Origin of the sequence: Nocardioides sp. CFH 31398, from assembly GCF_022436705.1 — a bacterium.
Taxonomy (GTDB): domain Bacteria; phylum Actinomycetota; class Actinomycetes; order Propionibacteriales; family Nocardioidaceae; genus Nocardioides.
Genome location: NZ_JAKUHT010000008.1, coordinates 158,227 through 176,015 on the forward strand (window position 1 = coordinate 158,227; position 17,789 = coordinate 176,015).

Sequence of the window (17,789 nt, forward strand, 5' to 3'; positions counted from 1 at the left end):
GGAGTCGATCTGGAGGAGGCCACCATGTCCTCTCGCCCGGTTACACGGTCACCGGTCGCCGCGGCCCAGGCCAGAGCCCACGCCCACGCGCACGCCGACGCGCAGCGTGCGGTCCTCGAGGAGCTGGCGGAGCGGGCCCGTTCCGCCGAGCTCGAGGCGCTCCACCTGGAGCGCGCACTGGCGAGCAACCGGCGGATCGGCATCGCCGTCGGCCTGCTGATGTGCCACTACCGGCTCTCGCCGGACCAGGGCATCGACCTCCTGAGGAGGATCAGCCAGGAGCGGAACGTCAAGGTGCGCGAGCTCGCCGAGGAGGTGATCGACGACGCGAGCAGGTGGTCGGGTTCCCACCCGGCGGACCGTCGGTCGCGGGACCGCCGGTGAGGTCCGGGGCGAGGGCCCGCCCGACCCTCGCCCCGGGCCCCTCAGCGGTGGTCCGGGTCCTCGCCGCCGGGTCGCCGCCGCTCGATCGCCGCGTTGGCGACGAAGCCCGCGGCTGCAGCACCGATCCCGAGGAGGAACTTCCACACGTCCTGGTTGGTGTCCGAGACGGCGATCAGCCCACCGCCGGCGGCCAGCCCCGCGGGCGCCAGGACGACGGCCCGGACGGCCCGGGAGTCCCAGGCCCGGGCGGCGAGAGTGCGGAGGCCTGCCCGTCCGGACGTGGGCTCGGCCGGGAGGTCCAGGAGCAGCGACGACAGGTCCGCCTCGGTCGTCGCCGTCAAGGCGGCCCGCTGCCGCCGGTCCAGCTCGTCCACGGAGAGCCGTCCTCGGACGTGGTGCTCGGCCAGCAGGTCGACGCACGCGTCGCGCTCCGCGTCGCCGATGCGCATCGTCGGCTGCCCGGTCACGGTGCCCGTCGTCCGTCGCATGCTGGATGGTCGCACCGGGGGTGGGCCCTGGGGCGTCGCCACGCGGCGTGTGGCGGTCTCGTGGCTCCTCGCCGGGGCTCGGAGCACCTCGACCTCCGGTGGCCGGAGGTGATCGAGAGTGAGGAGCCCCTGGGCGACGAGCGCGTCGAGATCGCCGCTCAGCCGGGTCGTGACCACACAACCGGGTTGCGTGTTGGCTGTGACTCAACCGGTGACCCACGGACGGCACAGTGTCGTCGCACGGCCGATCACCTCGACACGATTGCCGGCTTCCCGCCGGTCGAGGTGCGACGAGCTCGGCGAGGAGCCTCGAGACACGGTGGACGGTCGCGGGGCCCTTCCCGGGATCTCGAGGCTCGGCCTCGGGCGGCCTCGCACCTCGATCGCCGGACCGGCCACCTACAGCTGGATGCCGCGGGTGAGGGCGCCGTCCACCACGAGGTTGGTGCCGCTGATGCGGCGGGCGGCTCGGCTCGCGAGGAAGACGACGGGGGCGGCGACCTCCTCGGGGGTGCCCATCTGGCCGGTGGGGTTCAGGCCGAGCGCGGTCGAGTACAGGTCCGGGTCGCCCGACTCGATGCCCGCCCACACGCCGCCCTCGAAGTAGGTGTTGCCGGGGGAGACGGTGTTGGCGCGGATGCCCTTCTCCGCGAGCTGCAGCGCGAGGCCGTGCACGTAGCCGATGATCGCCGTCTTCGCGGTGCCGTACGGGCCGGAGGCGAAGTCGGACTCACGGCCGGACACGCTCGAGATCGCGATGATCGACCCGGCGTCGCTGGCCTCCAGGTGGGGCATCGCGGCCTGCACGAGGCGGACGGTGTGCATGACGTCGACCCGCAGGCTGGCCTCCCAGCTCTCCTCGGTGTCCGGGATCGCGAGCGCGCTCACGTTGGCGACCACGACGTCCACCCCGCCCAGGGCCTCAGCGCTCCCGGCGACCCAGGCGGCGAGGGCGGGGCCGTCGCCGACGTCGACGCTGGCGCCGTGCACGGTGCCGCGGCCGGCCAGGGCCTCGGAGACGGAGCGGACGTCGTCGGCGTTGCGGGCGCAGAAGGCGACGTGGGCGCCCTCGTCGAGGAACGCCTCGACGATCGCGCGGCCGATGCCGCGGGTGCCGCCGGTGACGAGGACGCGGGTGCCGGTGAGCTGGAGGTCCATGGAGGGCCTTTCGGGGGAGCGGCGGGTGGTCGGGGGTGGTCAGACGGAGCCGAGGGCGCGGGCGCGGTCGCGCAGCTCCGCGTGGAGCCCGTCGTACGGCGTGACCGCGGGCAGCAGGGACGTCGCCGCCTTGACCACCACGCTGTAGTTGGCGTCGACGACGTTCGCGATGGGTGCGCGGGCGACCTGCGAGAGCAGCTGGTAGGAGTCCATCGGGTCGAGGCCGCTGAGCTCGGCGACCCAGCCGACGAGGTCGGCGTTGGCGATGCGCCAGGAGTCCTCCAGCGGGCGGCTCGAGCCGATGACCATGAGGTGCTCGTCGTCCACGAGGCGGGGCCAGCCGGGTGCGCCGCCCTTGATCAGCTCGACGATCAGGGTGGTGGTCATGGCCCCCTCGACGGCGGTGCCGCAGGCCTCGCCCTCGCCCTGGCGGTAGTGGCCGTCACCGATGGAGAACATGGCCCCCTCGACGTTGACGCCGAGGAAGCAGGTGGTGCCGGCGCGCATCTCCGGGGTGTCGGTGTTGCCGCCGAAGCGGTCCGGCACGAGGGAGGAACGGACCTCGCCGCCGGCGGGAGCGACGCCGACCGTGCCCAGCATCGGCTCCACCGGCAGCTCGAGGCGGTGGTCGGAGTGACGGGCGGCGAAGCCGACGGTGCCGCGCTCGCGGTCGAGCTCGTAGATCCAGGTCGTGTCCGGCAGCGCCTGCTGCAGGGTGACGGTGCGGTCGGTGGACGTCATGCCGCCGAAGAACGGGATCGCGGCCGAGGCGCCGAAGTCGCGCGCGGGCTCGAGGGCCACGAGGTGCAGCGCGAGGGTGTCGCCCGGCTCCGCGCCCTCGACGTGGAACGGCCCGGACTGCGGGTTCACGAACCGCAGGTCGACCTTCTCGGCCGACAGGTCGTCGACGCTGCGCAGCGCCCCGCCGAAGGCGTCGTCCGACCAGATCCGCAGCACGCTGCCGGGCTTCACCCGCATCACGGGGGCGGCGCCGCCGAAGGTGTAGGTGTACTGCTCCCGGGTGGGCGTGTACTCGATGACGTCCATGCCCGAACCTACCGCGACCGGCGTGTGACGGGGGTCCTACGACCATCGGACAACTGTCGGCCCGCCGCCTGCGTCGACAGGATCGGTGACACGTCGACACCGACGTCCACCCACCTGGAGGACCCATGACCACCACCCCCGTGCGCCGCGCCGCGGCGTCCGCCCTCGTCGCCGCGACGCTCGGCGCGAGCCTCCTCGGCGTCGCCGGCGCCCCCGCCCAGGCCTCGGGCGACGACCGCGTCGAGCGCAGCGGCAGCTGCTCCGGTCCCGGCGCGGCCCGCTGGAAGCTCAAGGCCAAGTCCGACGACGGCGGCGTCGAGGTCGAGGGCGAGGTCGACAGCAACCGCGCCGGTCAGACCTGGCAGTGGGTCATCAAGGCCGACGGCGACCTCGTCGCCCGCGGAACGTCGCGCACCCGCGGGCCCAGCGGCTCGTTCTCCGTCGAGCGTCGGGCCCGCAACGGCGCCGGGACCGAGCTGTTCACCTTCCGCGCCGAGCGCGGCGGCTCGGGCGAGGTCTGCGCCGGCAGCGTGCGCTTCTGACCCCCCGGGGACGTTGCTGCGACCGGGCGCTCAGGCGCCCGGTCGCACCAGCCGCTCGTCCGGGATCACCGCCACCCCGACGATCTCGATGAGGGCCTCCGGCTGCCACAGGGCCGTCGTCCCGATGCCCGCCATCGCCGGGTACGTCGGGCCCGCGAGCTCGCGCCAGACGCGGCCGATCTCCCGGCCGTGGGCCTGGTAGTCCGGGATGTCCGTGAGGTAGATCGTGATGCTCACGAGGTCACCGGGCTCACCGCCGGCCTCGGCCAGCGTGGTGAGGACGTTCGAGAACGCCTGACGGAACTGCTCGACGATCCCGCCCCCGACGATCCGCATGTCGGCGTCGAGCGCCGTCTGGCCCCCCAGGTGGAGCGTGTTGCCGGACAGCGTGCCGTGCGAGTAGCCGCTCGGCGCCGGGAGCGCGGCGGGGTTCACGGCCACGGGGGTCAGGTCGCTCATGTGACGAGGCTAGTCATCCATTGACACCTCGACAACGATCGTGCCAGAACTAGAACATGAACGCGGACCGCAGCCGGTACGTCCTCGACGGCGACCCCTCGCCCTGGGCCGACGCGAACGGGCTCGTCGTGCCCGTCGTGACCCGCGGGGGCCTGGAGCCCGACGACACCGGCCAGTCGCCGGGCGCGACGCGTGTCTCCGGGGTCAGCCCGCAGCACACGCCGGCGCAGCGCATCTGGTTCGGGCAGGTGCACAACCTGGCCGGCTTCCGCTCGGTGCCGCACCACCACGGCGAGGCGGAGACCGGGGGGTTCGTGCTCTCCGGCCGGGCCCGCATCTACTTCGGTGAGCGGTTCGAGGACTACCTCGACATGTCCGAGGGCGACTGGGTGTTCGTGCCGCCCTTCATGCCGCACGTCGAGTGCAACCTCGACCGCACCAGGCCGCTGACGTGGATGACCACCCGCACGCCCGACAACATCGTGGTCAACCTGCCGCAGGTGGCCGACGAGGAGCTGCCCGGCTGGGTGGACCGCCCGTGAGCACCTCGCGGACCTTCACCGACGCCGTCACGCTCGTGGAGGCGGAGGCCGAGCACCTCGACGTCGCGTTCACCGCGACGACCCAGCCCTGCCCCTGGCCCAAGGCGTACGGCGGCGACCTGGTCGCCCAGGCCGTCGCGGCGGCCGTGCGGACGGTCGAGGGCAAGACGTTGCACTCGATGCACTCCTACTTCATGCGGCCCGCCGACATCGGCGCGGAGATCCGCCACGAGGTCGAGCTGCTGCGCGACGGCCGCGGCTACGCCACCCGCCAGGTCCGCGCCTACCAGCACGGCAGGTGCGTCCACGTCAGCCTCGCGTCGTTCGCCGCGGGCGAGGCAAGCGGCAGCGTCAGCAGCGCGGTGCCCTCCGACCTGCCCGGGCCGGACGGGCTGCCGACCTCGGCGGCGTACCTGGAGGGTCGCGAGGGCGGCACGTCGACCGAGGATTCCCGCGCCTACTGGTCCGGCGGCCGCAGCTTCGACATGCGCCACGTGCCGGGCCCCGTCTACCTGACCGTGGACGGCGGCCGCGCGCCGTACCAGGCCGTCTGGGTCAGGCCGTACGACGCGCTGCGGGCCGTCGAGGGCCTCACCGACGCCCAGCGCGACCTGGCCGCCCTGGCGTACGTGTGCGACTACACGATCCTCGAGCCCCTCCTGCGGGTGCTGGGCCGGCCGTGGGCCGAACCCGGGCTCGTGACGGCCAGCCTCGACCACGCCATGTGGTTCCACCGCACGCCCCCGGCGGGCTGGATGGACGACTGGCTGCTCTACGCCCAGGAGGCCGTGTCCGCCGAGCACGGCCGGGGACTCGGGCTCGGGCGGTTCTTCACCCCCGACGGCACCCACGTCGCCACCGTCGCCCAGGAGGGCATGCTGCGGGAGCCGGCGCCGTGACGCGGCTGCTCACCCGGGCCGCACTGCGGCCCTCGGCGCACGTCGACACCTTCACCCGCGACCACCTCCCGCCGGCCGAGCTGTGGCCCACGATCGAGCTCACCCTGCCCGAGCTGCGGGAGGTCGGCGACACCTACAACGCCGGGAGCGCGCTCCTCGCGGGCACCATCGGTCGTCTCGGGGGCGACCGTGTCGCCCTGCGGACGCCGGAGGGCGAGAGGTGGACCTACGCCGAGCTCGACCGGACGTCGGACCAGGTCGCCCAGGTTCTCGTCGACGACCTCGGCGTGGTGCCCGGCAACCGCGTGCTGCTGCGCGCGCCGAACACCCCGTGGACGGTCGCCTGCTGGCTCGGCGTCCTGAAGGCGGGGGCCGTCGCCGTGACCACCTTCGCGGCCCTCCGGGCCCGGGAGCTGGGTCCGGTCGTCGGGCGCACCGGCCCCGCGGTCGCTCTCGTCGACCACCGGTTCACCGCCGACGTGGCCGACCTCGCGACCGACGCGCTCCCCGGCCCGTTCCGCGTCGTCACCGTCGGCGCGGACGACCCCGCCGACCTCACCGTGCTCGCCGCCGCGAAGCCGGGTGACTTCACCCCGGTCGCCACGAGCGCGGACGACGTGGCGCTGCTCTGCCCGACGTCCGGCAGCACCGGCGTCCCCAAGATCACCATGCACACGCACCGCGACCTGCTCGCGATCGAGGCCACCTTCGGCCGCCACGTCCTGCGCCTGGAGCCGGACGACGTCGTCGCCTGCACCGCGCCGTTCGCGTTCACGTTCGGGCTCGGGATGCTCGTCGTCTTCCCGCTGCACGCCGGGGCGAGCGCGCTGCTCGTCGAGGCGGCCGCGCCACCGGTCGTCGCCGACCTGGTCGCCGAGCACGGCGTGACGGTCCTGGCGACGGCGCCGACGTCGTACAAGCAGATGATCAAGGCCGGCAGGGTCGGCCGTCTCGCCGGCCTGCGGACCGCGGTCAGCGCGGGGGAGCACATCCCCGCCCACACCTGGCGCCGGCTGCGCGACGAGATCGGGCTCGAGGTCGTCGACGGCATCGGCTCCACCGAGCTGCTGCACATCTTCATCTCCGCCGCCGGCCCCGACATCCGCCCCGGCGCGACCGGGAGGCCGGTGCCAGGCTGGCGGGCGACGGTCCTGGACCCGCTGGGGCAGGAGGTCGGGCCGGGCGTCCAGGGCCGGCTCGCGGTGATCGGGCCGGTGGGCTGCCGCTACCTCGACGACGAGCGTCAGCGCGCCTACGTCTCCGGTGGCTGGAACCTCACCGGCGACACCTTCGTGCGCGACGAGGACGGTTACTTCACCTACTGCGCCCGGGCCGACGACATGATCGTGTCGTCGGGCTACAACATCGGCGCCCCCGAGGTCGAGGCGGCCATCGACACCCACCCGGGGGTGGCCGAGGCTGCGGTGGTCGCGAAGCCCGACCCCGAGCGCGGCTCGATCGTCTGCGCGTTCGTCGTCCCCCGCGAGGGGGCCGACGTCGGCGAGGCGCTCGCAGAGGACATCCAGGCGCACGTCAAGCGGACCATCGCGCCCTACAAGTACCCGCGGGAGGTGCGCTTCGTCGACACGCTCCCGCGCAACACGAACGGCAAGCTTCAGCACTACCGGCTGCGCCGGCAGGTCGAGGCCGAGGCCGGCAGCCCGGAAGGAGCGACGCCATGAGGATCGCGGTCGTGGGCGGCGGACCCGGAGGGCTCTACTTCGCCGCCCTGATGAAGGGCCTCGACGCCGGCCACGAGATCACCGTCTGGGAGCGCAACGCCCCCGACGACACCTTCGGCTTCGGCGTGGTGTTCTCCGACGAGACCCTCGGCAGCATCGAGGGCGCCGACACGGTCGTCCACGCGCACATGGAGCGGGCGTTCGCCCGGTGGACCGACATCGACACCGACGTCGACGGCACGACGTTCACCGTCGGCGGGCAGGGGTTCGCGGCCATGGGGCGCAAGGACCTGCTGCGGGTGCTCCAGCAGCGGGTCGCCGACCTCGGGGTCACGGTGCACTACCGGACCGAGGCGCCCGACGTCGACGGGCTGCGGGCGTCGTACGACCTGGTGCTGGCCTGCGACGGCGTGAACTCCGCCGTCCGCACGCGCTACGCCGACGCCTTCGGTCCGTCGCTCGACCGCCGGCGCAACAAGTACATCTGGTTCGGGACCGACCTGGTCCTCGAGGCGTTCCAGTTCGTGGTGAAGCAGACCCGCTGGGGCACGATGCAGATCCACGGCTACCCGTTCTCCGCGACGGGCTCCACGTTCATCGTCGAGATGCACGACGACGTCTGGCGACGCGCCGGCCTCGACGCGACCGAGGACCGCACCTACGCGCCCGGCGAGTCCGACACCTACGCCGCCGAGCGGGTCGCCGAGATCTTCGCCGACGAGCTGAAGGGCCACCGGGTGCTGCTCAACAACTCGAGGTGGCTGAGCTTCACCACGGTCCGCAACGAGCGCTGGTACGACGGCAACGTGGTGCTGCTCGGCGACGCCGCCCACACCGCGCACTTCTCCATCGGCTCCGGCACGAAGCTCGCGATGGAGGACGCGTTGGCCCTGGCCGCGTGCCTGCACGAGCACCCGACCACGCAGGCCGCGCTGGCGGCGTACCAGCAGGAGCGCAAGCCCGTCGTGGAGTCGACGCAGCGCGCCGCGCAAGCCTCGCTCGAGTGGTTCGAGAACATCGGCATGTACGCCGACCAGGAGCCCGCCCAGCTCGTCTTCAACCTGCTGACGCGCTCGCGACGCATCACGTTCTCGAACCTCCAGGAGCGCGACGCCGAGTTCGCCCAGCGGATGGAGCGGGAGTTCGCCCGGCAGCAGGGTGCGCACCCCGGCGCCGACCCGGCGGACCCCGGCCCCGCGATGTTCCAGCCCGGCCGCATCGGCCCGCTGGAGCTGAGGAACCGGGTGATCCTCTCGCCGATGGACATGTACGTCGCGACCGACGGCGTGCCCGACGAGTTCCACCTCGTGCACCTCGGGTCGAAGGCGCTCGGCGGCGCCGGCCTGGTGATGACCGAGATGACCTGCGTGTCGCCCGAGGGGCGGATCACCCCCGGCTGCCCGGGCCTGTGGACCGACGAGCAGCGGGACGCGTGGCGCCGGGTCGTCGACTTCGTCCACTCCCGCACGGCCGCGAGGATCGGCCTCCAGCTCGGTCACTCCGGCCGCAAAGGCTCGACGCGGCTGATGTGGGAGGGCATGGACGAGCCCCTCGACGAGGGCAACTGGGAGGTCGTCGGCCCGTCGGCACTGCCGTACGGCGAGGGCTGCCACGTGCCGCGCGAGGCCACCGAGGACGACCTGCGCGCGATCACCGCGCAGTTCGTGGACGCCGCCCGCCGCGGCGTCGAGGCCGGCTTCGACCTGGTCGAGGTGCACGCGGCGCACGGCTACCTGCTGTCGTCGTTCCTCTCGCCGGTGTCGAACCGGCGCACCGACGCGTACGGGGGCTCCCTGGAGAACCGCCTGCGCTTCCCGCTGGAGGTCTTCGACGCCGTGCGGGAGGTCGTGCCCGACTCCGTGCCGGTGACGGTGCGCATCTCCGCCACCGACTGGCTGCCGGACGGCAACACCGACGAGGACGGCGTCGAGATCGCGCGCGCCTTCGTGGAGCACGGCGCCGCCGCGATCGACGTCTCCTCGGGACAGGTGAGCAAGGACGAGCAGCCGGCGTTCGGTCGCAGCTACCAGACGCCGTTCGCCGACAAGATCCGTCACCGGGTCGCAGAGCCCGCGGGCGCCGCCGTCATCGCGGTCGGCGCGATCTCGTCGTACGACGACGTGAACTCGATCCTGCTCGCCGGTCGCGCGGACTTCTGCGCCCTGGGCCGCACGCACCTGCACCACCCCAACTGGACCCTGGCCGCCGCGGCGGAGCAGGACTACGTCGGGCCCGGGGCCGAGTGGCCGGAGTCGTTCGCGGCCGGTCGGCGCAAGCCGCCGAGCGCGCGCACCGACAAGGTGCCGCCGCGACTGGCGCTGCTGCGGGAGGGCGCGCACGACGTGCACGTGAGGTGGACGCCGACGCCGTGACGTGGGCGGGGCGGGCCCGGGGGAGGATGGCGGCGTGAGCGAGTCGGACCGCACGGGCGCAGCCCCGCGGACGCGGACGGTCGTCGTCACCTTCCTCGGGTCGGTGGTGCGGCCGATGGGTGACTGGATGCCCATCGGCGGGGCCGTCGACCTGCTCGGCGAGGTCGGGCTCGACCCGACCAGCGTCCGCACCGCCGTGTTCCGCCTCAAGAAGCGCGGCTGGCTGGGGTCGCAGACGCGGGGCGGCGTCCGCGGCTACGCCCTGACCCGGCAGGCGCTGTCGTCGCTCGCCGCGGGCGACGAGGTCATCTGGCACGCCCGCCGCCCCGCCCCGCTGGACGAGGGGTGGTGCGTCGTGAACTTCTCGGTGCCGGAGGCCGAGCGCGCCAAGCGTCACCAGCTCCGCTCGCACCTCGCCGCGCTGGGCTTCGGCAACGTGGGGACGGCCATGTGGATCGCGCCGGCCCGCATGCGGGCGGCGGCCGAGCAGGCCATCGCCGAGCTCGAGCTGACGTCGTACTCGGCGGTGTTCGTCGGGCCCCACGTCGGCGGGCAGGACCTGCGGACCCTCGTGGCCCGCAGCTGGGACCTCGACGGCATCGCGGACGGCTACCGGGCGTTCCTGGCCCACTTCGGCGACACCGGGACGGCGACCCCGTTCGCGTCGTACGTCTCGCTGGTCGACCACTGGCGCAAGCTGCCGTTCCGCGACCCCGGGCTGCCGCCCGAGCTGCTGCCCGCCGACTGGCCGGCCGGCGACGCGCTCGCGCTGTTCGAGGGCCTCGTCGCGCTCCTCGAGCCCCCTGCCCTCGCCCACGCGGGACAGCGCTGGACCCCGGCCTCCGCCGCGGGCTGAGGCATCGACCGACACCCGCTGACGGCCTGAGGTGGACGAGCGACTTCCTGAGGTGGTCGAGCAGTGAGGAGCGCCAGCGACGAGCGCGTCGAGACCGCCGTCGGCTGACCGAGGTCTCGACGCCGCTCCCTCGCCAGGGCTCGGTCGCTGCTCGACCAGCGGTGGTCGCTCGGTTTCCGCGTGCGATGACCCGACCCACCCCTGGCCGCCCTCCTGGGAGGATGCGGTCATGGGTGGGAACCACGCACGGACGGCTGCGCCCGAGACCCGACGGATGCGGCGGCTGGCGCTGCTGCTGGTCGTACCCGTCGCCGCCCTGACGGTGCTGGGACTCGTGCTGCTGTGGCCCTCCGAGGGCGTCGACTCCGCGGACGGGCTCGCCGCCGCCTCCCAGGACGCCACCGTGACCGCGATCGACGCGCAGCCCTGCGAGGCCTCGCTGCCGGACGACGTCAACGGCTGCGGGACCGCCGGGATCCTGCTCGAGGAGTCCGACACCGACGTGGAGGTGGCGCTGCCCAACGGGGCCGGGGCGCCGCGCGTGTCGGTCGGCGACGACGTGGTGGTCACCGAGGCCGAGGGCCCGGACGGGACGACGTACACGATCGTCGACCACCAGCGCGGCACCGGCATGGTGCTGCTCCTGGGCGTGTTCGCGCTGGCCCTGGTGGCGTTCGGGCGGTTGCGGGGGCTGGCGGCGCTGTTCGGCCTGGCGGTGACCTTCGGGGTGCTGCTGCTGTTCGTCGTCCCGGCCGTGCTGGCGGGCTCGAGCCCCGTCCTGGTCGCGATCGTCGGGGCCGCACTGATCGTGCTGACCGTCCTCTACCTCACCCACGGCCTCACGCTGGTCACCACCGTGGCCGTGGTCGGGACGCTCGCCAGCCTCGCGCTGACCGGGGTGCTCGCCCTCGTCGCCACCGCCGGTCTGAACCTCACCGGCGTCACGGACGACCTGTCCGGCTCCGTGTTCACGACGTACGGCGTCGACATGGCCGGTCTGCTCGTCGCCGCGATCATCATCGGCTCGGTCGGGGTCCTGGACGACGTCACGGTGACGCAGTCCGAGACCGTCGCGGAGCTCGCCGCGGCGGACCCGACGTCCGGCGTCCGCGGCCTGTACGCCGCCGCCTCGCGCGTGGGTCGCGCCCACATCGCCTCGGTCGTCAACACCATCGTGCTGGCGTACGCCGGGTCGACGCTGCCGCTGCTCCTGCTGATCGTCGCCGACAACTCGTCGTTCACCGGCGTGGTCACCACCCAGCTCGTCGCGCAGGAGATCGCCCGCAGCGCCGTCGCGACCCTCGGACTGGTCGCCGCGGTGCCGATCACGACACTGCTGGCCGCCTTCGTCATCCGGCGCGGTCGCCCCGCCGCGGAGACTCAGCCGGCCCGCCCCACGGGGACGTGACGGCGCAGGAAGTCGAGGTAGGCCGCCACCGCGGTCTCGAAGGGCTCACCGAGGTAGATCTCGAAGTGCCCGACGGGGTAGGTGAGGACCTCGGCCCGTGGCGCCCGGGACACCTGGCGGCGGGCGCGCCCGCTCGGCGCGACCGTGTCGGAGGCGCACAGCGCCACGAGCAGGGGGCAGCGCACCCGCGACGCCCGTCGTCCGGGGGCGTAGCGGAGCACGTCGAACAGCGACCGCGCGGTGAGGCGGTCGTCGACCGTCGCCCCCTCCGCCAGTGAGGTGATCCCGGGCAGGGCGTCGTGGGACGTCATGAAGGCCGTCGTGCCCGGCTCCCCGGCGGCCGGCCTGTACGCCGGCGCCCGGCCGAGCGCACCCCGCACACGGTCCGCGACGGCCACGGCGGTCAGGCGGACGCTCGTCGTGGGCGGGACGGCGAGGGCCGAGGCGACGCCGTCGGTGAACGGGCACTGGGCGATCGCGGCGGCGAGGCGGTGGTCCTCCGCGGCGAGGCTGATCGCGTGGCCGCCGCCGAAGCTGGTGCCCCACACGACGACCCGGTCGGCGTCCACGCCCTCGAGGCCGCGGACGTGCGCGACCGCCGCGCGCCAGTCCTCGAGCTGTCGGCGCACGGACAGCAGCTGGCGGGGCTCGCCGCTGCTGTCACCGAAGTGGCGGTAGTCGAGGACCAGGCAGACGTACCCGGCCGCGACGAACCGCTCGGCGTACGCCGCGAGGCGCATCGCGCGGGTCCCTCCCAGGCCGTGGCCGAGCACGACCGCGGGTCGCGCGCGGGGGTGTCCGTCGTCCGGGCGGTACAGCCACGCCGCGCAGGTGCCGTCGCCGCTCGGGAAGCTCGTCTCCTCGCGCACGGGCGGCAGTGTGCCGGAGAAAAGTGTGACATCTCTTGTTGTTTCCGTCACGAGAGTGTAGAACGTAAGGACCTACTTCGCTCACGAGGAGACCGCGATGACGACCGTTGACGACCCGCGCACCGGAGCCGCTCCCGAGCCCACCGGCCCGGTCAGCACCATCGACTACGACGAGCGCATCCCGAACAACGTGAACCTCGCCGGGGACCGTCGCCTGCAGCGCGCCCTCGAGGGCTGGCAGCCGAAGTTCCTCGACTGGTGGAAGACCCTCGGCCCGGCCCTGCCGACCGAGGACGTCTACCTCCGCACCGCGATCGCCGTGGGCCGCGACGGGTGGGCCCACTTCGAGCACGTGCCGATGGAGGAGTACCGCTGGGGCATCTTCCTCGCCGAGCAGAACCCCGACCGCCAGATCGCCTTCGGCAAGCACAAGGGTGAGCCGGCCTGGCAGGAGGTGCCGGGCGAGCACCGCGCCGACCTCATGCGCCTCATCGTCATCCAGGGCGACACCGAGCCGGCGTCCGTCGAGCAGCAGCGCATCCTCGGCAACACCGCGCCGAGCATCTACGACCTGCGCAACCTGTTCCAGGTCAACGTCGAGGAGGGCCGCCACCTCTGGGCGATGGTCTACCTCCTGCACGCCTACTTCGGGCGCGAGGGCCGCGAGGAGGCCGAGCAGCTGCTGAAGCGCAACTCGGGCGACCTCGACGCGCCGCGCATCCTCGGGGCCTTCAACGAGGAGACCACCGACTGGCTGCAGTTCTTCATGTTCACCTACTTCACCGACCGCGACGGCAAGTACCAGCTCGGCACGCTGAAGGAGTCGGCGTTCGACCCGCTGGCGCGCACCTGCGAGTTCATGCTCAAGGAGGAGGCGCACCACATGTTCGTCGGCACCACCGGCGTGCAGCGCACCGTGGAGCGCACCGCCGAGGTCATGAAGGCGAACGGCGGCACGGCGGGCTTCGAGGACGGCGTGATCCCGCTGGACGTCATCCAGAAGTACCTCAACTTCCAGTTCTCGGTGTCGATGGACCTGTTCGGCTCCGAGCAGTCGACCAACGCGGGCAACTACTACTCCTCCGGGCTCAAGGGCCGCTGGCAGGAGACGCGCCGCAAGGACGACCACGTGCTCCTCGACGACGAGCGCGAGATGAACTACGTCGAGGACGGCCAGATCAAGCAGAGGACCGTCCCGATGCTGAGCGCCCTCAACCTCGACCTGCGCGACGAGTACGTCGCCGACTGCGCCAACGGCGTCCGCCGCTGGAACCAGGAGCTCGAGGACGCCGGCCTCACCGAGCGACTCTTCCTGCCGCACGAGGGCTTCAACCGCAAGGTGGGCGTCTACGCCAACCACCACGTCAGCCCCGAGGGCGAGGTCCTCGACGACGCCACGTGGGAGGCGGAGGTCGACGGCTGGCTGCCCTCCGACGAGGACCGCCGCCAGGTCGCCGCGCTCATGGTGCCGGTCTACGAGTACGGCGAGTTCGCCCCGTGGATCGCCGCGCCCAAGACCGGCATCAACGACCAGCCGGTCGAGTTCGACTACGTCCACCTCGCCGAAGAGGGCATGGCCTGACATGACCGCCGAGCAGTCGAGCCTCGCGGGCCCGCTCGAGTGGGTCCGCGAGGAGTCCCCGACGTGGGACGCCGACAAGGTCCGCGTCATCGGCGGCGCGCCGGAGGGCGCCTTCGTCCTCCCGTTCGCCGACGACGAGGCCCTGCCCGGGGACTGGTTCTCGGCGCGGGACGCCGACGGCACCGTCGTCGGCTACGGGCGCCTGGACACCACCTGGGGCGGTGACGCGGAGATCCTCCTCGCCGTCGACCCCGGGCGGCAGGAGTCCGGCGTCGGCTCCTTCGTCCTCGAGCACCTCGAGGCGGAGGCCGCGGCCCGCGACATCAACTACATCCACAACCGGATCCGCGACCACGCCCAGCGCGACGTCGTCCACGACTGGCTGGTCGTGCGCGGGTTCCGGGGCCCGGTGGACGGCGACCTGCGCAAGCGCGTCGGCGCCGGCGGACGACGTCCCGCCCCGGCGGCGCGTCCCGCGTCGTACGCCGCGGCGGGCGTGCCCGACGGTCGCGGCCCCGGCCACGAGGAGCAGGGCGGCTACGTGGACGTGGAGGAGCACCAGTACTGAGCCGGTGACCGGCGGTGGCCGAGGTGGTCGAGCAGCGACGAGCGCCGCCCGGGGTGGTCGAGCAGCGAGGAGCGCCGCCCGCGGTCCCTCGCCAGGGCTCGGTCACTGCTCGACCACCTCAGGGCGGGGGTCGAGGTGGTCGGCCACCCCCGGGTCGGCTCAGATGCGGTCGGACGCCTCGGACTGCAGGCGGGCCCAGACGCGCTGTGCGTCGGCGTGCCAGGCCGCGTGGCGGTCGTGGAAGACCGCCGCCGCGCGGGGGCCCGGCCAGTCGTCGTCCAGCAGCTCGCCGGGCAGGTCGGGGTCGAGGAACGGGAAGCGGCGCCACTCCTGCACCAGCTCGACCTGGGCCGCGAACGCCTCGTCGGCGTCCGCCACCCGGCGGCCGTCGAAGGTCTCCAGGAAGCTCCGGTAGCGCTCGGTCAGGCCCGCGAGGTCCCAGGCCGCGTCGACGAGCGAGCCCTCGTCACCGATGCCGGCGGTGGGTCCGACCCAGGCGACGGTCTGGTCGCCGAGTCCCAGCTCGTCGATGACCTCGCCGACCTCGGCGGCCTTCTCGGCGTCGGGGGAGACCCACAGCCCCGAGTAGGGCGAGCCCATCCCGAGCCACGTCAGCCGGGTGCGCAGGCGGTGCCGCAGGCGGCGCTGCGTCTCCGGGATCGAGACGGTCAGCACCAGCCAGCGGCCGTCCCAGGCGTGCGAGGAGCGCAGGAAGCCGTAGATGCGCGTGGTGCCCTCCGCCAGGAGCTCGGCACCGCGGGGGGTGAGGGACCACGCCGTCCGGCGGCCGTGCCGCTCCGAGGCGAGCAGGTCCTCCGCGCTCGTGCGGGCGAGGGCCTGCCGCGCGGCGCGCTGCTCCACCCCGAGGCGGGAGAGGGCGTCCAGGACGGTCGCGGTCCACACCGGCTCGTCGCGGGGCAGCGCGAACTCGCCGAGGATCGTGAGCAGCAGCGACCGCGCGGACGCCGAGCCGACCTCGCGGCGCCGCGTCAGGGCGGTCGGGCTCTCGCTCACGGGCTCTCCTCTCGCGGCGGCGGGCCGGTCGAGGTGCCGGCGGAGACGGGTGGACAGGGTGTCACGGCGCAGCCTGCCACAATTCGTTCCACACACACTTGACGGCTTACCAACTTTACGTAGAGTGTTTCACCTCACGCCGGAGGTCCGTCCGAGCCGAGCCAGGTCCTGACCGAGAGGTGCCCACATGACTGCCGTCCAGCACGACGAGCCGGAGACCCAGACCGCCGCACCGGGCCCCGACGCCGGCACCGTGGCCCCGCCGGTCGTCGACTTCGACACCCACCCGGACCGCTACCGGCACTGGCGCCTCGACGTCGACGGCGAGGTCGCGACGCTGACCCTCGCGGTCGCCGAGGACGGCGGACTCGTCCCGGGCTACGAGCTGAAGATGAACTCCTACGACCTCGGCGTCGACATCGAGCTGCACGACGCCGTCCAGCGGCTGCGCTTCGAGCACCCGGGCGTCAAGGCGGTCGTCGTCACCGGCGGGCTGGACCGGATGTTCTGCGCCGGCGCGAACATCCGGATGCTCGCCCAGTCGTCCCACGCCTGGAAGGTGAACTTCTGCAAGTTCACCAACGAGACCCGCAACGGCATCGAGGACGCCACCGAGAACAGCGGCCAGACCTACCTCGCCGCCCTCAACGGGACGGCGGCCGGCGGTGGCTACGAGCTGGCCCTGGCGTGCGACGACATCGTCCTGATCGACGACGGCAGCTCGACCGTGTCGCTGCCGGAGGTGCCGCTGCTCGGCGTGCTGCCCGGCACCGGCGGGCTGACCCGGGTCGTGGACAAGCGCCTCGTCCGCAAGGACCGCGCCGACCTGTTCGCGACCAAGTCCGAGGGCTACCGCGGCGAGACCGCCGTGAGGTGGGGCTTCGTCGACGCCACCTTCCCCAAGCGGGAGTGGACCGAGAAGCTCGCCGCCCGCGCCGCGGAGGCGGCGTCCCGCTCGTCGCGCCCCGGCGGTGAGGGCGTCACCCTGACGCCGCTCGACCGCACCGAGGACGGCGACGCGATCACCTACCCCTACGTCCGCGCCGCGATCGCCCGCGACGCCCGCCGCGTCGACATCACGATCGAGGGGCCGACCGACGCGCCGCCCGCCGACGCCGCCGGCGTCCTGGCCGCCGGGGTCGACTACTGGCCGTTCGCGGTCGCCCGCGCCCTCGACGACCTGGTGCTGCGCCTGCGGACGAACTCCCAGGACCTCGGCACCTGGACCTTCCGCACCGCCGGGGACCCCGCCGCCGTCCTCGCCTACGACGAGCAGCTGCGCGCGCTGGCCGACGACTGGTTCGTCAACGAGGTCCGTCACTTCCTCAAGCGTCTCTACAAGCGCCTCGACGTCACCAGCCGCAGCCTGATCGGCGTCGTCGAGCCGGGCAGCTGCTTCGCCGGCTTCCTCGCCGAGGTCCTGCTGGCCTGCGACCGGCAGTACATGCTGGAGGGCGTCTACGAGGACGTCGACCCCGACGCCGACCCGGCGACGATCACGCTGACCCCCGCCAACGACGGCGACTACCCCATGGGCAACGGCCTCAGCCGGCTCGCCAGCCGCTTCTGGGGCCACGACGCCGACCTCGAGGCCGCCCGCGCCACGTTCGGCACCGCCCTCGACGCGACCGCCGCCGACGACGCCGGGCTGGTGACCCTCGCGATGGACGACATCGACTTCGAGGAGGAGCTGCGGATCGTCCTGGAGGAGCGCGCCTCGCTGTCCCCGGACGCACTCACCGGCATGGAGGCCAACCACCGCTTCGTCGGCCCCGAGACCCTCGAGACGAAGGTCTTCGGCCGGCTCACCGCCTGGCAGAACTGGATCTTCAACCGACCGAACGCGTCCGGGCCGGAGGGAGCGCTGCGCCGCTACGGCAGCGGTCAGCGCGGCAGCTACGACTACAAGCGGGTCTGAG

At 73.3% G+C, this 17,789-nt stretch carries 17 protein-coding genes; 11 read left to right on the top strand and 6 right to left on the bottom strand.

Features of this window, described 5'->3' with window-relative positions; translation table 11 throughout:
- Nucleotides 1-24: 24 nt before the first annotated feature.
- Complete coding sequence (locus MJ876_RS08365) at nt 25-384, top strand: ANTAR domain-containing protein (RefSeq protein ID WP_240235804.1); 360 nt, start codon at nt 25-27, stop codon at nt 382-384.
- Between the two features lie 41 nt (nt 385-425).
- Here MJ876_RS08365 and MJ876_RS08370 read toward each other — a convergent pair whose 3' ends face one another.
- From MJ876_RS08370 to MJ876_RS08380, 3 genes are all read right to left on the bottom strand, one after another.
- Nucleotides 426-872, bottom strand: coding sequence for a DUF1707 domain-containing protein (locus tag MJ876_RS08370; RefSeq protein WP_240235805.1), 447 nt, complete (start codon nt 870-872; stop codon nt 426-428).
- Between the two features lie 399 nt (nt 873-1,271).
- Nucleotides 1,272-2,030, bottom strand: coding sequence for an SDR family NAD(P)-dependent oxidoreductase (locus tag MJ876_RS08375; RefSeq protein WP_240235806.1), 759 nt, complete (start codon nt 2,028-2,030; stop codon nt 1,272-1,274).
- A 39-nt stretch (nt 2,031-2,069) separates the two neighbouring features.
- Nucleotides 2,070-3,077: an acetamidase/formamidase family protein gene (locus MJ876_RS08380; RefSeq protein WP_240235807.1), complete on the bottom strand. Its 1,008-nt coding sequence runs from the start codon at nt 3,075-3,077 to the stop codon at nt 2,070-2,072.
- A 125-nt stretch (nt 3,078-3,202) separates the two neighbouring features.
- Between MJ876_RS08380 and MJ876_RS08385 the strand changes: the two genes are divergently transcribed.
- Entirely contained in the window at nt 3,203-3,619 is a 417-nt protein-coding gene (locus MJ876_RS08385; protein ID WP_240235808.1) for a hypothetical protein, read from the top strand.
- A gap of 30 nt (nt 3,620-3,649) precedes the next feature.
- Here the strand turns inward: MJ876_RS08385 and MJ876_RS08390 are convergent, their stop codons facing one another.
- Nucleotides 3,650-4,078 (bottom strand): RidA family protein, encoded by a 429-nt coding sequence (locus MJ876_RS08390; protein WP_240235809.1) that lies wholly within the window; start codon nt 4,076-4,078, stop codon nt 3,650-3,652.
- 56 nt (nt 4,079-4,134) lie between these two features.
- Between MJ876_RS08390 and MJ876_RS08395 the strand changes: the two genes are divergently transcribed.
- From MJ876_RS08395 to MJ876_RS08420, 6 genes are all read left to right on the top strand, one after another.
- Nucleotides 4,135-4,620 carry a cupin domain-containing protein gene (locus MJ876_RS08395; RefSeq protein ID WP_240235810.1) on the top strand — a complete coding sequence of 162 codons (486 nt, stop codon included), beginning with the start codon at nt 4,135-4,137 and terminating at the stop codon, nt 4,618-4,620.
- Nucleotides 4,617-5,519 carry an acyl-CoA thioesterase II gene (locus MJ876_RS08400; protein ID WP_240235811.1) on the top strand — a complete coding sequence of 301 codons (903 nt, stop codon included), beginning with the start codon at nt 4,617-4,619 and terminating at the stop codon, nt 5,517-5,519. Before MJ876_RS08395 ends, MJ876_RS08400 begins: the two co-directional genes overlap by 4 nt.
- Nucleotides 5,516-7,201: an AMP-binding protein gene (locus MJ876_RS08405; protein WP_240235812.1), complete on the top strand. Its 1,686-nt coding sequence runs from the start codon at nt 5,516-5,518 to the stop codon at nt 7,199-7,201. Before MJ876_RS08400 ends, MJ876_RS08405 begins: the two co-directional genes overlap by 4 nt.
- Nucleotides 7,198-9,573 carry a bifunctional salicylyl-CoA 5-hydroxylase/oxidoreductase gene (locus tag MJ876_RS08410; RefSeq protein ID WP_240235813.1) on the top strand — a complete coding sequence of 792 codons (2,376 nt, stop codon included), beginning with the start codon at nt 7,198-7,200 and terminating at the stop codon, nt 9,571-9,573. The genes MJ876_RS08405 and MJ876_RS08410 overlap by 4 nt, the downstream gene beginning before the upstream one ends.
- A gap of 34 nt (nt 9,574-9,607) precedes the next feature.
- Complete coding sequence (locus MJ876_RS22170) at nt 9,608-10,429, top strand: PaaX family transcriptional regulator C-terminal domain-containing protein (protein ID WP_240235814.1); 822 nt, start codon at nt 9,608-9,610, stop codon at nt 10,427-10,429.
- 229 nt (nt 10,430-10,658) lie between these two features.
- Complete coding sequence (locus MJ876_RS08420; RefSeq protein WP_240235815.1) at nt 10,659-11,837, top strand: YibE/F family protein; 1,179 nt, start codon at nt 10,659-10,661, stop codon at nt 11,835-11,837.
- On the opposite strand, the gene MJ876_RS08425 is transcribed toward MJ876_RS08420, so the two are convergent.
- Nucleotides 11,810-12,706, bottom strand: coding sequence for an alpha/beta hydrolase (locus MJ876_RS08425; RefSeq protein ID WP_240235816.1), 897 nt, complete (start codon nt 12,704-12,706; stop codon nt 11,810-11,812). The two genes, MJ876_RS08420 and MJ876_RS08425, sit on opposite strands and share 28 nt — an antisense overlap.
- 97 nt (nt 12,707-12,803) lie before the next feature.
- Here MJ876_RS08425 and boxB point away from each other — a divergent pair, with 97 nt between their 5' ends.
- Entirely contained in the window at nt 12,804-14,288 is a 1,485-nt protein-coding gene (boxB, locus tag MJ876_RS08430; RefSeq protein ID WP_240235817.1) for a benzoyl-CoA 2,3-epoxidase subunit BoxB, read from the top strand.
- 1 nt (nt 14,289) lies between these two features.
- Nucleotides 14,290-14,856, top strand: a complete 567-nt coding sequence (locus MJ876_RS08435; protein ID WP_240235818.1) for a GNAT family N-acetyltransferase — start codon at nt 14,290-14,292, stop codon at nt 14,854-14,856.
- A 159-nt stretch (nt 14,857-15,015) separates the two neighbouring features.
- Here MJ876_RS08435 and MJ876_RS08440 read toward each other — a convergent pair whose 3' ends face one another.
- Nucleotides 15,016-15,870, bottom strand: coding sequence for a PaaX family transcriptional regulator C-terminal domain-containing protein (locus MJ876_RS08440; protein ID WP_240235819.1), 855 nt, complete (start codon nt 15,868-15,870; stop codon nt 15,016-15,018).
- Between the two features lie 187 nt (nt 15,871-16,057).
- Here MJ876_RS08440 and boxC point away from each other — a divergent pair, with 187 nt between their 5' ends.
- Nucleotides 16,058-17,788, top strand: coding sequence for a 2,3-epoxybenzoyl-CoA dihydrolase (gene boxC, locus MJ876_RS08445; RefSeq protein WP_240235820.1), 1,731 nt, complete (start codon nt 16,058-16,060; stop codon nt 17,786-17,788).
- The last annotated feature ends 1 nt before the right edge of the window (nt 17,789 follow it).

Coding starts and splice junctions, on each gene's coding strand:
- MJ876_RS08365 (WP_240235804.1), top strand. CDS start 25: ATGTCCTCTCGCCCGGTTACACGGTCACCGGTCGCCGCGGCCCAGGCC.
- MJ876_RS08370 (WP_240235805.1), bottom strand. CDS start 872: ATGCGACGGACGACGGGCACCGTGACCGGGCAGCCGACGATGCGCATC.
- MJ876_RS08375 (WP_240235806.1), bottom strand. CDS start 2,030: ATGGACCTCCAGCTCACCGGCACCCGCGTCCTCGTCACCGGCGGCACC.
- MJ876_RS08380 (WP_240235807.1), bottom strand. CDS start 3,077: ATGGACGTCATCGAGTACACGCCCACCCGGGAGCAGTACACCTACACC.
- MJ876_RS08385 (WP_240235808.1), top strand. CDS start 3,203: ATGACCACCACCCCCGTGCGCCGCGCCGCGGCGTCCGCCCTCGTCGCC.
- MJ876_RS08390 (WP_240235809.1), bottom strand. CDS start 4,078: ATGAGCGACCTGACCCCCGTGGCCGTGAACCCCGCCGCGCTCCCGGCG.
- MJ876_RS08395 (WP_240235810.1), top strand. CDS start 4,135: ATGAACGCGGACCGCAGCCGGTACGTCCTCGACGGCGACCCCTCGCCC.
- MJ876_RS08410 (WP_240235813.1), top strand. CDS start 7,198: ATGAGGATCGCGGTCGTGGGCGGCGGACCCGGAGGGCTCTACTTCGCC.
- MJ876_RS08420 (WP_240235815.1), top strand. CDS start 10,659: ATGGGTGGGAACCACGCACGGACGGCTGCGCCCGAGACCCGACGGATG.
- boxB (WP_240235817.1), top strand. CDS start 12,804: ATGACGACCGTTGACGACCCGCGCACCGGAGCCGCTCCCGAGCCCACC.
- MJ876_RS08435 (WP_240235818.1), top strand. CDS start 14,290: ATGACCGCCGAGCAGTCGAGCCTCGCGGGCCCGCTCGAGTGGGTCCGC.
- boxC (WP_240235820.1), top strand. CDS start 16,058: ATGACTGCCGTCCAGCACGACGAGCCGGAGACCCAGACCGCCGCACCG.